This window comes from Staphylococcus coagulans (assembly GCF_022557135.1).
Classification (GTDB): domain Bacteria; phylum Bacillota; class Bacilli; order Staphylococcales; family Staphylococcaceae; genus Staphylococcus; species Staphylococcus coagulans.
In genome coordinates, this window is record NZ_CP092966.1 from 1,540,694 (window position 1) to 1,555,337 (window position 14,644).

14 protein-coding genes are annotated in these 14,644 nt (G+C 33.4%); 6 read left to right on the forward strand and 8 right to left on the reverse strand.

The genetic code is table 11. From position 1 onward, the window contains the following. Positions 1-221: 221 nt before the first annotated feature. The 3 genes from KM149_RS07400 to rpsN all read right to left on the reverse strand — a co-directional run bounded on the left by KM149_RS07400 (position 222) and on the right by rpsN (position 2,570). Entirely contained in the window at positions 222-1,235 is a 1,014-nt protein-coding gene (locus tag KM149_RS07400) for a CAP domain-containing protein (RefSeq protein WP_425353367.1), read from the reverse strand. A gap of 8 nt (positions 1,236-1,243) precedes the next feature. After that, a complete protein-coding gene (gene guaC / locus KM149_RS07405) occupies positions 1,244-2,221 on the reverse strand; it encodes a GMP reductase (protein WP_165544965.1) in 978 nt (325 codons plus the stop codon). 79 nt (positions 2,222-2,300) lie between these two features. Beyond that, on the reverse strand, positions 2,301-2,570 hold the full coding sequence (rpsN, locus tag KM149_RS07410) for a 30S ribosomal protein S14 (protein WP_016424998.1): 270 nt from the start codon (positions 2,568-2,570) through the stop codon (positions 2,301-2,303). 173 nt (positions 2,571-2,743) lie between these two features. Here rpsN and rpmG point away from each other — a divergent pair, with 173 nt between their 5' ends. The 3 genes from rpmG to KM149_RS07425 all read left to right on the forward strand — a co-directional run bounded on the left by rpmG (position 2,744) and on the right by KM149_RS07425 (position 5,506). After that, positions 2,744-2,893, forward strand: a complete 150-nt coding sequence (gene rpmG, locus KM149_RS07415) for a 50S ribosomal protein L33 (protein ID WP_014613994.1) — start codon at positions 2,744-2,746, stop codon at positions 2,891-2,893. A gap of 612 nt (positions 2,894-3,505) precedes the next feature. Then, the gene (locus KM149_RS07420) at positions 3,506-4,960 is read left to right on the forward strand and encodes an amino acid permease (RefSeq protein ID WP_165544964.1); all 1,455 of its coding nucleotides are present in this window, start codon (positions 3,506-3,508) and stop codon (positions 4,958-4,960) included. Between the two features lie 231 nt (positions 4,961-5,191). Next, the gene (locus KM149_RS07425) at positions 5,192-5,506 is read left to right on the forward strand and encodes a hypothetical protein (RefSeq protein ID WP_016424996.1); all 315 of its coding nucleotides are present in this window, start codon (positions 5,192-5,194) and stop codon (positions 5,504-5,506) included. Between the two features lie 174 nt (positions 5,507-5,680). Here KM149_RS07425 and KM149_RS07430 read toward each other — a convergent pair whose 3' ends face one another. The 4 genes from KM149_RS07430 to KM149_RS07445 all read right to left on the reverse strand — a co-directional run bounded on the left by KM149_RS07430 (position 5,681) and on the right by KM149_RS07445 (position 10,093). Beyond that, positions 5,681-6,487, reverse strand: a complete 807-nt coding sequence (locus KM149_RS07430; protein ID WP_050331058.1) for a Cof-type HAD-IIB family hydrolase — start codon at positions 6,485-6,487, stop codon at positions 5,681-5,683. 335 nt (positions 6,488-6,822) lie between these two features. After that, on the reverse strand, positions 6,823-7,743 hold the full coding sequence (gene thrB, locus KM149_RS07435; RefSeq protein ID WP_103356188.1) for a homoserine kinase: 921 nt from the start codon (positions 7,741-7,743) through the stop codon (positions 6,823-6,825). Beyond that, positions 7,740-8,804 (reverse strand): threonine synthase, encoded by a 1,065-nt coding sequence (gene thrC / locus KM149_RS07440; RefSeq protein ID WP_182280684.1) that lies wholly within the window; start codon positions 8,802-8,804, stop codon positions 7,740-7,742. Before thrC ends, thrB begins: the two co-directional genes overlap by 4 nt. A 5-nt stretch (positions 8,805-8,809) precedes the next feature. Beyond that, on the reverse strand, positions 8,810-10,093 hold the full coding sequence (locus KM149_RS07445; protein ID WP_214972242.1) for a homoserine dehydrogenase: 1,284 nt from the start codon (positions 10,091-10,093) through the stop codon (positions 8,810-8,812). A 191-nt stretch (positions 10,094-10,284) separates the two neighbouring features. On the opposite strand from KM149_RS07445, the gene KM149_RS07450 reads away from it, so the two are divergent. Then, positions 10,285-11,637, forward strand: a complete 1,353-nt coding sequence (locus KM149_RS07450; RefSeq protein ID WP_103356185.1) for an aspartate kinase — start codon at positions 10,285-10,287, stop codon at positions 11,635-11,637. Between the two features lie 39 nt (positions 11,638-11,676). Here KM149_RS07450 and KM149_RS07455 read toward each other — a convergent pair whose 3' ends face one another. After that, a complete protein-coding gene (locus KM149_RS07455) occupies positions 11,677-12,270 on the reverse strand; it encodes a hypothetical protein (protein ID WP_214972245.1) in 594 nt (197 codons plus the stop codon). Between the two features lie 510 nt (positions 12,271-12,780). On the opposite strand from KM149_RS07455, the gene KM149_RS07460 reads away from it, so the two are divergent. Together KM149_RS07460 and KM149_RS07465 are read left to right on the forward strand one after the other, a co-directional pair. Then, positions 12,781-13,143, forward strand: coding sequence for a transcriptional regulator, SarA/Rot family (locus KM149_RS07460; protein WP_050331066.1), 363 nt, complete (start codon positions 12,781-12,783; stop codon positions 13,141-13,143). A gap of 188 nt (positions 13,144-13,331) precedes the next feature. Then, positions 13,332-14,183, forward strand: a complete 852-nt coding sequence (locus KM149_RS07465) for a hypothetical protein (protein ID WP_214972249.1) — start codon at positions 13,332-13,334, stop codon at positions 14,181-14,183. Positions 14,184-14,644: the final 461 nt, after the last annotated feature.

Here is a 14,644-nt window from a genome sequence, read left to right on the forward strand (position 1 = left end):
GATCACTCCTTCTAAAAAAAGCAAGCGACTTAATGAAGCACATTCACTAGTCGCTTGCTTTATTTTTTTATTTTTTATTGAGTAATTTTTTAATACGATCTAAAATATCTTCCGATTGATTTAAAGGGGGATTATTTTGTTGATTAATTTCATTTTTCCAAATCATATTCACTGTTAATCACTTCCAAAGAAGCTATTCCCCTTTATCTCAGCATCAAACATTACCCGATATAATTTTCGGTGAAAAACGGTTGGCGCTCTGAATTAAAATCAACACCAATACCTATTGTTTTCACACTTCTATTTAATATATTTTTTCGATGTCCTTTAGAATTCATTAATCCATGATGGGCATATATAGGACTCGTTTGACCATATGCTAAGTTTTCCGCAGCAACTTGATATTGATGACCATCAGCTTTAATACGATCAAATGGTGTTTTACCGCTTAAATCATTATGATCAAAGTAATGATTTTTTGCCATATCAGTACTATGTTTTCTAGCTGTTTGCGCAAGAGAATCAGAATAAGCTAATGGCTTTAAGCCTTTTTGAACTCTTGTAGCATTTAACAAGTTATAATCACCTTTTTCAAAACTATCACTCAAAAATTTTGAAGGGGCAGCGTACTGCGCATTTAATTTATATTCCATCGTATGACTGATTTGCATCAACCCCATGAGTTGATGGTTGTCATATTTATCATAGAAAACAGTCGTGTAGATACCATCTTTATCAAAAATATCATAATCTTGTTGTTCTTTTTTATAAATGGTATGACCTTTTTTAATTTCATCTACAGGTGTTCCTAGTTTTTCACGGACAAAATCTTTAGGGCTTCCATATTTAATCCCATTTTTAGAAGTAATCATATTTTGATTCGTATACAACCCGTGTACTTTATCATTGATAAAACTGACCATGACAAACTCATTAAAATCATGATGATAAACATACCAGCGCGTACCGTATTCGTTGCCTATTTTGGAAACTGGTTGCCCGAGTTTTGCATCAACTTGCTTTTTGGTCATATTCATTTGAATATTTCTCATCGCAAAAACTTGCTGTTCTGGTGTTTTTAACGTGGTTTCATTTGTTTTGCCATCGACGAGTTGATCAATTTTTTCATTAGCTGGCTTTACAAAATCAGATATTACTGTACTCGGTTGAATTGGGACAAAAAGAATAATTAGCAATCCTAAAAGAAAAAACAAAAGGAATTTACGGATAATCAACAGCTCCTTTAATCTCTGTCACCATTAAAAATAGAATTGCGAACGATGACGTAGTCTACCTTTCTAAGCGCATCAATGTCTTTTCCACCTGCATATGAAATTGAACTTTGTAAGTCTTCTTTCATTTCAGTGAGGGTATCTTTTAATGCACCTTTATGTTCGACAAACATTTTTTTACCCTCAACATTTTTACGTTCACCTTTTTGAAATTCTGATGCACTACCAAAGTATTCCTTGTATGTTTTACCGTCTATTTCAACCGTTTCCCCTGGTGATTCTTCATGGGCAGCAAATAATGACCCTATCATTACCATTGAAGCACCAAAACGGATTGATTTGGCGATATCACCATGTGTACGAATACCACCATCTGCAATAATCGGTTTACGCGCTGCTTTACTACAGTGATTCACTGCTGCAAGTTGCCATCCACCCGTACCAAAACCAGTTTTAATTTTAGTAATACACACGCGACCTGGACCGATACCTACTTTTGTAGCATCTGCACCTGCATTTTCAAGTTCTCTTACACCTTCAGGGGTACCCACATTCCCTGCGATAACAAATACATTCGGCAATTGTTTTTTAATATGCTGAATCATTTCAATAACTTGATCTGAATGACCGTGTGCAATATCGATTGTAATATACTCAGGAGAAAGACCTTCTGCTTTTAATTGATTGATAAAATCAAATTCACCTTGTTTTACACCTACTGAGATTGATGCAAAGTATCCTTTTTCATGCATAGATTTAACGAATGGCAGGCGTGCTGCTTCATCAAATCTATGCATGATATAAAAGTAATCATTTTGAGCAAACCACTCTGCCAATGATTCATTCATCACGGTTTGCATATTTGCTGGGACAACAGGTAATTTAAAACGCTTCGGTCCAAATTGAATGGAAGTATCGATTTCTGAACGACTTTTAACTACACTTTTGTTAGGGATGAGTTGTATATCTTCATAATCAAAAATTTTCATAAAAAAAGCCCCTTTATATATTTATTCCTATGATAATATACTATCTTTAGGAAACAAAGTAAATAAAGGGAGATCGGTTTTACCAGCTTGATTTTTTAACACCAGGGATTTGTCCTTTGTGTGCATGTTCTCTAAATGCGATACGAGACATTTCAAATTTACGCATAACACCTCGAGGACGACCTGTAACTTTACATCTACGAGTTAAACGTGTAGGTGATGCGTCTCTAGGTAATTTTTTAAGACCTTCATAGTCACCTTTTGCTTTTAATTCTCTTCTAATTTCAGCATATTTAGCGACCATTTCTTCTCTTTTTTTCTCTTTAGCTATTTTAGACTTCTTAGCCATTTATATGAACAACTCCTTTGAATCGTAATTATTACGTTTTACATCATAGCACATTCTTTTCCCTATTCGCAAGCCTTTAAAATATAAAAAAGTAAAAAAGAGTTGGCAAAAATGGAGTGACATGCTAAAATATTAAATCGTAATAGTTTCAATTTGAAAAGGAGGTCCTACCCATGCGCGTAAACGTTACTTTAGCATGTACTGAATGTGGTGATCGTAACTATATCACAACTAAAAACAAACGAACTAATCCTGAGCGTATTGAAATGATGAAATACTGCCCAAGATTAAACAAACATACTTTACACAGAGAAACTAAATAATCGTAGTGCTTATATCATAACACTACGATTATAAAGTATAAAAGAAAATGAATCTATCATTTCTTTAACTTAAATCACAAGTGTCATTGCCTTGTCATATTTTCGAGGCAATTAGACATTCATTGAGAATTCTATATTTAAACGATTTGATTATTAATTTTGAGTTGAATTATTTATGTCCTAGGCTCGTTTGATAGTAGAGCAGGATACCTATCTTTTATTTAAAATACGACACCAGTCAAATTACGTTACACACGTGAATACGTAATTTGACTTTTTTTATGCGCCTTAAAGGCTTACTTAAGTCAATTGAGTCACTTCAAATTATCTTCATAATGCATTTATTTTGTAATACATACCATTTTAAATTTTGAGGCTCCTCATATTTTATTTAAACCATTGAATGAAATGTTCATTTACTATATTTAATTTTGTAAAAGTAAAACTGAATCGTAACTTTAACGCCATCCATGCTATTTGTCATATGCCACTCTGAACGTATATCTCTAAAAACCTTATTTTTTATCACTTTAAAGTCTTAAATTCCTATTGAAACTATACTATTTTAGAAGTAAAATAAATGAAAATCTAAATTATGAGGAGAAATTGTTTATGGAAGAAAAGAATTTGAGTAGAACCCTCCAATCAAGGCATATCACAATGATTGCCATTGGGGGCGCTATCGGAACAGGATTGTTTGTAGCAACCGGTGGCGTTATCGCACAAGCTGGCCCAGGAGGTGCCATTCTCGCGTACATAATTATAGGTATTATGTTGTACTTTTTAATGTCATCAATCGGGGAAATGGCAACATTTTATCCAGTGTCAGGTGCTTTTAGTAGTTATGCAACACGTTTTGTTGATCCGTCACTTGGTTTCACGATGGGATGGCTTTATTGGACTATCTGGTCGTTGGTTACAAGCGTAGATGTCATCGTCGCATCTAATGTAATTAGTTATTGGGATACCTTTCATTTCTTCTCACCTCTTGTTTGGAGTTTGCTTTTTCTAACATTACTATTCTTAGTTAATGTATTCACTGTAAAAGCTTTTGGAGAAGCTGAGTTTTGGCTCTCATTAATCAAAGTCATTACAATTATTATTTTCATAATACTCGGTATTTTAATGATTTTTGGTATTCTAGGTGGGCATTACTATGGTCTTAAAAACTTTACGGTTGGAGAAGCACCGTTCGTAGGAGGCATTTCAGGATTTTTAAGCGTGCTGTTAATTGCTGGATTTTCAGTTGGTGGTACTGAAGTTGTTGCGGTAACTGCAGGGGAATCTGACAATCCGAGAGAATCTATGCCTAAAGCGATTAAACAAGTGTTCTGGCGAATTTTACTGTTTTATGTGTTATCCATCGCTGTCATTTCATCCATTTTAGCTTATACTGATCCTACATTACTCAACGAAAATGGGTCAATTGCACAAAGTCCATTTACTATTGTATTCGACAAAGTAGGTATTGCTTTTGCTGCTTCTGTCATTAATGCGGTCATTTTAACTTCATTACTTTCAGCAGCTAACTCTGGTGTTTTTACTACAAGTCGTATGCTTTATTCATTAAGTCAACATGGGCAAGCACCTCAATTTTTAGGCAAAATTCATCATCGCTCAAAATTACCTTTAAATGCTTTATTTACAACTTTTGTTTTTATTGCGATTGTTACTCTCTATGCCAACTACAATCCAAAAAGCGTCATTGGGTTGCTAAATATTATTGGTGCACTTGTCACATTTGTATGGGGCTCAAGTTTAATTGCACAAATCCGAATGAGACGTGCAATTAAGAAACAAAATAAAAATATTGATCAACTACTTGCATATAAAGCACCATTCTTCCCTGTGGGACCTATTATCGTTATTGCAATCTTGTTGTTCTTAATATTTGGTAGCTCAGCAGAAGCTATTGTTCATTTTGAAGTTTCTAAATTACTTCAAAGCTTTTTACCTATTATTGTGCTAATTGTTGTTTATTTCGTACACAAAGCAATCAATAAAACAAAAGTGATTCCTCTTGAAGAAATAGATTTAAGTGAGCATGAGTCCTATCGTGAATCGTAAATATCACTTTAATCACTTTTTTGTATTACAACCTATACACGATGACTATTTTCAGTAGTCATCATACACTATCATGGAGTGAGACTTAAAAAGTCACGCTCCATGTTTCTTTTTATCCCACTATCTCTTTTAACTGCCCTATATTGATGTGAAAACTTATTTATCTCCCATTTACTATAAATCGGTAAATAATGTATAATTAAGTTAATAAATTGTAAAGGTGGTTATTGTATGGTCGGTCAAACAAACCTTTTCGATGATGTTTTAAAGCCGGATGAACGTTTTGTCATCGTCGTTCAAGCTTTAGAAAATAAAAATGGGCAGTTAGCAAAACGCACATTAAGAGAATATAGTAGCTTAACCCATGATCAGATGAACAATTTATTTCAACATTTAAAAGAATTATATTTAGACTCTGAGTTTGAAGCGAATCAATCTGCATTCACAATTACGGTCTATACGAACTTAGACTATACAGCGGATCAAGTGTATGCCCATATTAAACGTCATCGTGGCAAACACGAGTGGACACATACTGCAAAATAGCATCATCAATTTGTTCCATAAAAAAAACAACACAAGTTACAACGATAACAGTTGAATTTCACTTTATCTTCAATGTGTTTTATCGTTATCTAAAGACTTGTGTTGCTTTTTAAATTTTTTTATGAAAACAACAAACGACTTTAATCTATTAAATCTCACGAGTCCGAGTATTGCTTATTTGTTTATAAGTTGCTCCAACGCGTATGGAATTCCATCCTCATCATTACTTTTGGTTACCATATCTGCTTGTTCTTTTACTTCATCAGATGCGTTATCCATTGCAACTGCAGTACCGGCAGTTTTAAACATTTCTATATCATTGGCACTATCACCAAAAGCAACAATATGATTCACATCAATATCCAACCGCTCCGCTAAAGCTTCAATGGCTGCACCTTTTGAAACGCTTTTTCTCATGAATTCTAGGAAAAATGGTTTGCTTGTCGTCATGTCAATAGCTTTATTAAATTCATTTCCAAATTGTTTAATTATTTTTTCAATGTTTTCTTCAAAGTCAACACCCATTACTTTCGGAACTGATTTTTGAATGTAACTTTTCAAATCATCTACTTTTTCCATTTCTAAACCAGTCAGTTCAGATTCTCGATTCATATATTCATGTTCACCATCATAGATAATCTTTCCGTGATCATACGTAAGAACAAATAAATGACGTTCTCGACAAAAATCTACAATTTTATCAAATTCTTCCTTCTCAATATCTTTTTTCGATACAATTTCATCAGCGGCTAAGTCTGTTGTTTGAGCACCGTTATAGCTCATTATATAACTGCCATATTGATCCATTTTAAGTTCTTTCGCTGTCGGTAACATGCCTTCAGTCGGACGACCTGAAGCTAAAGCAAGTTTATAACCTTCATTTTGTAGATTAAGCAAATAAGATTTTGTTTTTTCTGAAAGATGGTTTTCAGAAGTCATTAACGTATCATCCATATCCATTACAATTAATTCAATTTTCATCTAACAATCTCCTTTCAACTTGTTTATATCTTACAATAGTCTTCTGAACATATACAATAAAACCGTTTGAGTAACAACAAATAAAGCCCTTTTATAGTGTACAAATGAATCAATGAAGATAATAAAGAAGAGTGAGACAGAAATCGATTTGGATTCGTCTCACCCTTCCCTAGCTAAGATAACTAAGTATGTACAAACTTTCATACAAAAGCGCTCTTAAACAGTACATTTATGCACCTTATATTTAAAGTTCTCTTTTAGACTAAATGTATTATATTTCAATCTCAACTTTCCATCTTATTTGATACGTAAATCAAACGCGACACGATACATGTTTAATAATGATGAATGACGTCACTCACCACACCTGTTGTATTAACAGTTGCTAATTCTGAATGACAACTTTTAACTTCTTTGCGTAATGCACGCACAAGTGGACCGCTGTTTTCTTTTTTTACCATTGTTAAAATAGTTGGTCCCGCCCCGGATAAAACAGTGGCATAAGCATGATAGCGATGGGCAATTGTTTTAATTTGATCAAAATCTTGAATGAGATGTTGACGAAACGGTTCGTGCAGGCCATCTTGTTCCATCATTTGACCCGCGAGAACATAATTATGCTGAATTAACGCACTTATCATTGTATTGCTAATAGCGCTATATTTCACCGCTTCTTTATGCGTCAATGTCTCTGGCAACACTTTTCGTGCTGTTGTTGTCGCTAACTCATAACTTGGTATTGTGACAATAAAATCAACATCTGGTACATCAATATGTGCAACACTTGTGATATGTGTTTCTACATTATGATAGCCCACTACTAATCCGCCATAAATCGTCGGTGCGACATTATCAGGATGGCCTTCAATATTAGTGGCAAGTTGTAAAAGCTCATACTTAGATAACTCTATGTCTCCAAAATAATTGGCGATGTATAAAGCAGCAACAAGTGCAGATGCCGAAGAGCCAAGACCTCGTGCTAAAGGGATATCACTAAACATTTTTATTTCTAAAGCAGGTAAGGTCACTCGATACTTATCCGCCACTTTTTGAGCAATCTGATACATATAGTGCGCCTCATCTTCAGGTAAACCAACCAAATGCGGTCCTTCATGAACAAAACGCCATTTTTCGCCTGAAATGATTTGCGCCTCAATATATAAAAACTTGTTTAATGCCATACCAATTGAATCAAAACCACAACCTAGATTCGCAGTCGATGCGGGAACTTTCAAGCTCAATTTATTTTTTGTCATTGTAACGCATCCTTAATATATTGAATAATACTTTCCTTATTATTTGGTAATGCTTGAATTGGGTTCTCCAATAAACCAATCGCAGTGTCTGGGTCTTTTAAACCATTTCCGGTTAATACCGCAACAACACGTTGACCTTGTTTGAGTCGACCTTGACGATGTAATTTAATCAGACCTGCAATGGATGCATTACTTGCTGGCTCACTAAAAATACCTTCTTTAGACGTCATCAATTGATAAGCTTCTAAAATTTCTTCGTCTGTGACAGCATCAATGAGCCCATGTGACTCATCAATAGCTTGTACCGCTTTGTCCCAACTTGCAGGATTACCAATACGAATCGCCGTTGCGATAGTCTCTGGATTTTTCACTACTTTATTTTGCACAATAGGTGAAGCGCCTTCTGCTTGAAAGCCAAACATCTGTGGTAATCCAGATTGATTTGCATCATGATAAGTTTTAAATCCTTTCCAATATGCGGTAATATTGCCTGCATTACCAACAGGAATCGCTAAAACATCAGGTGCTTGTCCTTCAAGTTGGTCGACAATTTCAAATGCTCCTGTTTTTTGACCTTCAATACGGTATGGATTGACAGAGTTTACTAATTCAATTTCACCGTCCTGCGCTACTTCTTTTACGATTTCTAAAGCTTCGTCAAAGTTTCCTTCAATAGAAACAATTTCTGCACCATACATCACAGCTTGTGATAATTTACCTAATGCAATTTTGCCTTCTGGAATAACTACAATTGCTTTTAAACCTGCTCTTGCTGCATAAGCGGCTGCCGAAGCGGATGTATTCCCCGTTGATGCGCAAATTACAATTTTACGCCCTTGTTCCTTGGCTTTAGTGACTGCCATCACCATACCTCTATCTTTAAATGAACCTGTAGGATTGGCACCTTCATATTTGACATAGAGTTCGACACCTAACATTTCTGAAATTGTATCGCAATAAATTAAAGGCGTATGCCCTTCATTTAATGTCACTTTAGGTGTATCATCTGTGACTGGTAAAAATGATTGATATTCTTCAACAAGACCTTTCCATAATTTCATTCTTATCAAACTCCTTCAACTGGATATACTTTTTGTACGTGATAGCCTTCTTCTGATTCGACGTAAGTTGTTGGATGTTGATCAACACCAACAACAACCGCTGCTACACTATTAGACGATAACGTTTCAATCTGAAGAGACTTATGAAAAGGTAGCTTGCTTTTCAATGTCGCTTCGACTTGCTTTTGTGAAACTTCAGGTGTATTAATCACTAAATAATAACTTTCCTTTTCTTTTATCGTTACTGTTTCGCCATCGTCCATCATTTCTTTTGTTTTATCAGTTTTTAATTCAAAATGCGGTGGCAATGTATGAAGATCAGACTCAAATTGAAGTGCAACATTTAATAAGTCACTCACGACTGCTGAGCCTGTTGCTAAACTGCCGGCACCTTTTCCATAAAACATTGTTTCGCCTACAGCGTCTCCGATAACATATATCGCATTGTATTCATTTTCAACCGCTGCAAGTTGGTGTGAATGTGCAATTAAAGTTGGTTTCACGGATGCTTCCACTTTACCGTTGACATAGGCACCCTTCCCGATAAGTTTAATCTTGTAGCCTAAAGCTTTTGCAGCATCTATATCTTGGGTCGTTACACCACTAATCCCTTCTGTTTCAACATCTTTTAAATTAATTACTTGGTTAAATGATAAATAAGAAGTAATAACGACTTTACGCGCTGCATCGATTCCCTCAACATCATCTGTTGGATCGGCTTCTGCAAATCCTAAATCTTGCGCTTCTTTTAAAGCATCTTCATAAGGTGTGCCTTCTTCTGTCATTTTAGTTAAAATAAAATTCGAAGTACCATTAAAGACACCCATGAATTTACTGATATTATTTGCATTCAATCCATTATTTATTGCATTGACAATCGGTATACCCCCAGCTACACTCGCTTCATATTTAAGCGCCACTGCATTTTGTTGTGCTAGGTCTTCTAAAACGCGCAAGTGAACAGCCAATAAATCTTTATTTGCCGTAATGACATGTTTCTTTTGAGTCAATGCTGCTTTTAACCAATCCACAGTCGGCTCAATCCCACCCATTACTTCAATAATAATATCAACATCATTGTCATTTAAAATGTCATTGATATCCTCGGTTAAGTGATATCGAGAAATGTTCAATGGACGTTTTTTTGATGTGTCTCGGACCAAAATATGTTTAATGTGGATATCTTTTTGGATTGTATCTTTAATTTGTTGATGGTTCTCTTCAATGATTTTTACGACACCTGAACCGACAGTACCTAATCCTAATAACGCAACATTGAGTTGTTTCATCTAAATCCCTCCGCTTAAATTCTCTCAAAAATTATTCAAGTACAGTTGAAATATATGTAAATATGGTTTAGTATAAATTCATTCACAAAGTTTGTAAAGTTCTAAAAATTTAGAAATATACCTTTATATTACCATTAGTCTTTATCAAACTAAATAGGCAAAGCATCATTAAAGAAAGGTTGTCAAAATTTATGAAAGTATCAAAATTTGGGGGAAGTTCAGTAGCGTCTGCTGAACAAATCAAAAAAGTTTTAAACATTGTAAACAGTGACAATGATAGACGCATCATTGTTGTTTCTGCACCTGGTAAACGGAATGATGATGATATCAAGACAACCGATCTTCTCATTAGGTTGTACGAAAAAGTAGTTAACGGGTTAGATTATATACATAAAAAAGAAGAAATATTAACACGTTTTCAAGATATTATTGATGGACTGTCACTCAAAACAGACGTCCTAAACGAAATCGATCAAACATTAGAACACCATATTTCTACATTAAAAGATCAGCCTGCACGTTTATTAGATGCGCTGAAATCTTCAGGAGAAAATTTCAATGCACAAATTATCGCTGCATATAATAATGAACAAGGCATTCCAACGACGTATTTGTCACCAAAAGAAGCGGGTATTATTGTGACAGATGATCCGGGTAATGCTCAAATTCTTGAATCAAGTTACGATCAAATCAACCAACTTAAAAACTATGATAAAAAAATCATTATTCCTGGCTTTTTTGGCTATTCTGAAACAAATCATATTGTGACATTCCCTCGCGGTGGCTCAGATATTACTGGTGCCATTGTTGCTCGAGGTGTTAAAGCTGATTTGTATGAAAACTTTACGGATGTTTCCGGAATTTACCGTGCAAATCCAAAAGTGATTTCAAAACCAGAAATCATTAACGAAATCACCTATCGTGAAATGCGAGAATTATCTTACGCAGGATTTAGCGTCTTTCATGACGAAGCATTACAACCTCTTTATCATTACCGCATACCTGTCGTTATTAAAAATACAAATCGCCCCGATGATCCAGGGACTTATATTGTGCATGATCGAGAAATTGATAGAAAAAATGTCGTAACCGGTATCAGTTGTGATAAAAACTTTACAAGCATTAACATAAAAAAATATTTAATGAACAGACAAGTGGGCTTCACAGTGAATATTCTTGATATTTTGGCTAAACATCATATTTCATTTGACCACATGCCATCTGGAATCGATAATATTAGTATTATCATGCGTTCAGCACAACTCGTTGGAAAAGAACAAAAAGTATTAGAAGAAATCCGTCAACGTTGTGAAATCGACGAGTTAAGTGTTGAAAATGATTTGGCCATTTTAATGGTTGTCGGTGAAGGGATGAGCGCAGCGGTAGGCACAGCAAATAAAATTACTGACGCACTCGCACAGGCCAATATCAACTTAAAAATGATTAACCAAGGTTCATCTGAAATCTCAATGATGTTTGGTATATCTACTAAAGATGCCGATGACGCAGTCAAAGCGTGCTATCAACATTGTTATCAAAAATAAGTAAAGAAGAAGTACTTATCCCCCCTCTCTAATGAGGTGTTAACGATAAGTACTTCTTTCTGTAAGTACCTTTCTTAATAAATCTTCACCTACTGCCACTTTTAACGTAATAAATTGATAATAACTCATGCGATCTATTAAGTGACGATAGTATTGAACTTGTTTTTGATTTAAAGGTTCATGTAATAAATACATTAAAACTATTTCAGGTTTTATATAATCCACATTCCATTTTAATGAATGATAATATATTTGTTTTTCAGGAATTCTAATATTATTATTTAATCGAAACATCCACTCTTCATTATATACATCATAAACAATTATATTGAGTAATAATATTTCATTTTCATAAACTTCTACAGATGCGATTTGATGTAGACGATGTTTCTCACAATTCAGCGTTTTCCCATGTTTATCCAAACCCTTAATTCGATAATTTTGAGGAATTACACTTAAAACAGTCAACAAATCCATTCTGTTAACACATATTTCTATCCCATCTTCCAAACATAATTGATCATTTAAAAATAAATTAGTCGCTGCTTCTCCGTGAAATTTAAAATCATTCGGAACGCGTTCAATTAATGTGTACATCAGTTGGTTGACATGACATTTCTGATTTTCTTCCATTAATTCACACCTCCATGGAAAACGCTTACACATGACAGTAATTATACAAGATAAGCTTATACTTATCAATCAACATACCTTTTAAAAAACATTTGTTGCTACTTTTGTCACAATTATTTTGATATTTTTTTATTAAGTATAATAATTATAATCTTTAGGCAATGCAAATCCATTATTAAATTATAATACTAGTAATAGTTGTTTAGTTTCAGAAAATTTAATAACAAAAATCTTTAATATTCATACTTTTACGTTGAATTATATATTATTTCATTGTAAGCTATTAAATATATCACTCCTACATTTGAACAATAACTATTTCGCTTTAAAAATAATTGAATTCCTATTTAATAACAGTTAAAATTTTACATGTATGGATTGGATATTTTGTGTACTTTTAAATGACATAAACAGTTTTTTTGAATTTCCTTAAGAATATTCTTTTAAAACTATAAAAATTTTAATATAATATGACTTAGGGTATTAAGAATTTAGAAAAGGAGTGAAATTATGAACAACCATTTTAAAATGGAAACTGAAGCTATCTTCTTTTATGAATCAAATAGAAAGAAAATTATCAGTGAATTAAAAAAGCAACATGGTCTCAAGTTAAACGACATCTTGTTTTTATATCACTTAAAAACGACAAATAGCCGCCGTATTTCTTTGCACAAAGTCAAACAATCGATTGACTTCAGTTTAATGGAGATACATAAATCTTTAACGGCGTTGACTGAAAAAGACATCATTGGTAAAGAACGTTCTACAGAAGATGAAAGAAAAGTATTTATTACTATTGATGACAAACAAGCTAAGAAGATGGATCAATTATTAGATGATTTTAATCAAATCCAAAAAGAAGTGCTTCAATAGGCCTTCTACCCCAACAAAATGACCGTACGATATAACAGATATCATTCTCCGTGGTATCTGTCTTTTTATTATTCAAAAATATTTTCACTTTACACATGCATGAAATTAGACATTCATTTAAAATTAACATAAGATAAATATTAACTTATATCTCATTACAACAAGGTTATGAAAGGAGGATAAATGCCATGTCAATTATGATTTGGGTTATCATATCTGCCTTATTTATTATTGTCTTGCTCAGTATATTGCGTGTTAAATTTTATCAAAATAAATTAGAAGTTGAGCTTTATACAAAGAGTCAGCTATTAAATAAAATTTCTAAAATGAAGCAAGAAAAATATCAATTCCAAACTAAAGAAAAAGATTCAAGTGAATACCATCTCGACTTGCGCCGCGCCAAACAGACATTAACTCAAGATTTGGATGCACTTGTTGATGATGAGAAAATCCGCCATTATCGTATATTTACTACAAGTCAAATTGCACCTAAGAATACGATATATCCTTTTATTTCGCAGTTTGATATCCTTGTAGTCACAAATATTGGTTTAATTCTATTGAATCTTAAAGCTTTAAAAGCAAAAACATTTTATCACTTTGAGGGACGCTTACCTTTAAAAGATGAAAGTGACATTCATCAAATTGTCGGTCATTACATTGCCCACCAATACCACAACCAATTTCAATCAGAATTAAGAACACACTATACATTTAGTGAAAACATTCATGAGAATGAAGTGACGTATCAATTTAACAAATATGATCCATATGAAATGGCTGAAAAAGCAACACAAAACCTGCAAACGCATTTTGAATCCTTAGTAGATGTACCAGTTTCTACAATTGGGGTTATTTACTGTGCGAAACAAAATGGAGAGCGTATCGATGGCGATGCGACACCATATAGTCAAGTTTATACTTGTGAAAACAACCAAGATTTCAAAAATGCTTTACAACAATTTATTGCCACAACACATAGTAACCTTTCAAATGCATCATATGAACAAGTAATTAACAATATTGAACATAATAATTAAATTCTGAATTTTAGTGTATTCATTCTACAAGTACTTTAAAAATAAAAGCTCATTGATGTATATAGCAGATTCACATCAATGAGCTTATACTTTTATAGACAAAGCTACCGTATTGTTTATGTCACAACGTTTGCCAGTAGCAAGAATACTTGTCAATTGATTTTAGTATTATTGTATTTTTCATATATTGAATTATATGAGTCTTGAACAATTTTAAAATTTGTTCTAATTTGTTTGCTAAACTTACAGTACTACATAATTAAGATTCTTGTCTCTTTTTAATATCAAATGTTAAAAACATTCACAAATTTTTCTCTGCCTTTTTGTACTATACAATCAATAAAAAGCACGAGGTATCTTAGAAAACATCTCTGTCTTTATTATAAACAAATTTTATAACAATCCGTGATTAGTATTCATTTAAAATTGCAGAGTACTAAAACTCGCAAGAATAGAAACAA

Bases quoted from the DNA above. Each gene is read 5' to 3' on its own strand.
- guaC (WP_165544965.1), bottom strand. From the start codon at position 2,221: ATGAAAATTTTTGATTATGAAGATATACAACTCATCCCTAACAAAAGT.
- rpsN (WP_016424998.1), bottom strand. From the start codon at position 2,570: ATGGCTAAGAAGTCTAAAATAGCTAAAGAGAAAAAAAGAGAAGAAATG.
- rpmG (WP_014613994.1), top strand. From the start codon at position 2,744: ATGCGCGTAAACGTTACTTTAGCATGTACTGAATGTGGTGATCGTAAC.
- KM149_RS07420 (WP_165544964.1), top strand. From the start codon at position 3,506: ATGGAAGAAAAGAATTTGAGTAGAACCCTCCAATCAAGGCATATCACA.
- KM149_RS07425 (WP_016424996.1), top strand. From the start codon at position 5,192: ATGGTCGGTCAAACAAACCTTTTCGATGATGTTTTAAAGCCGGATGAA.
- KM149_RS07430 (WP_050331058.1), bottom strand. From the start codon at position 6,487: ATGAAAATTGAATTAATTGTAATGGATATGGATGATACGTTAATGACT.
- thrB (WP_103356188.1), bottom strand. From the start codon at position 7,743: ATGACAAAAAATAAATTGAGCTTGAAAGTTCCCGCATCGACTGCGAAT.
- thrC (WP_182280684.1), bottom strand. From the start codon at position 8,804: ATGAAATTATGGAAAGGTCTTGTTGAAGAATATCAATCATTTTTACCA.
- KM149_RS07445 (WP_214972242.1), bottom strand. From the start codon at position 10,093: ATGAAACAACTCAATGTTGCGTTATTAGGATTAGGTACTGTCGGTTCA.
- KM149_RS07450 (WP_103356185.1), top strand. From the start codon at position 10,285: ATGAAAGTATCAAAATTTGGGGGAAGTTCAGTAGCGTCTGCTGAACAA.
- KM149_RS07455 (WP_214972245.1), bottom strand. From the start codon at position 12,270: ATGGAAGAAAATCAGAAATGTCATGTCAACCAACTGATGTACACATTA.
- KM149_RS07460 (WP_050331066.1), top strand. From the start codon at position 12,781: ATGAACAACCATTTTAAAATGGAAACTGAAGCTATCTTCTTTTATGAA.
- KM149_RS07465 (WP_214972249.1), top strand. From the start codon at position 13,332: ATGTCAATTATGATTTGGGTTATCATATCTGCCTTATTTATTATTGTC.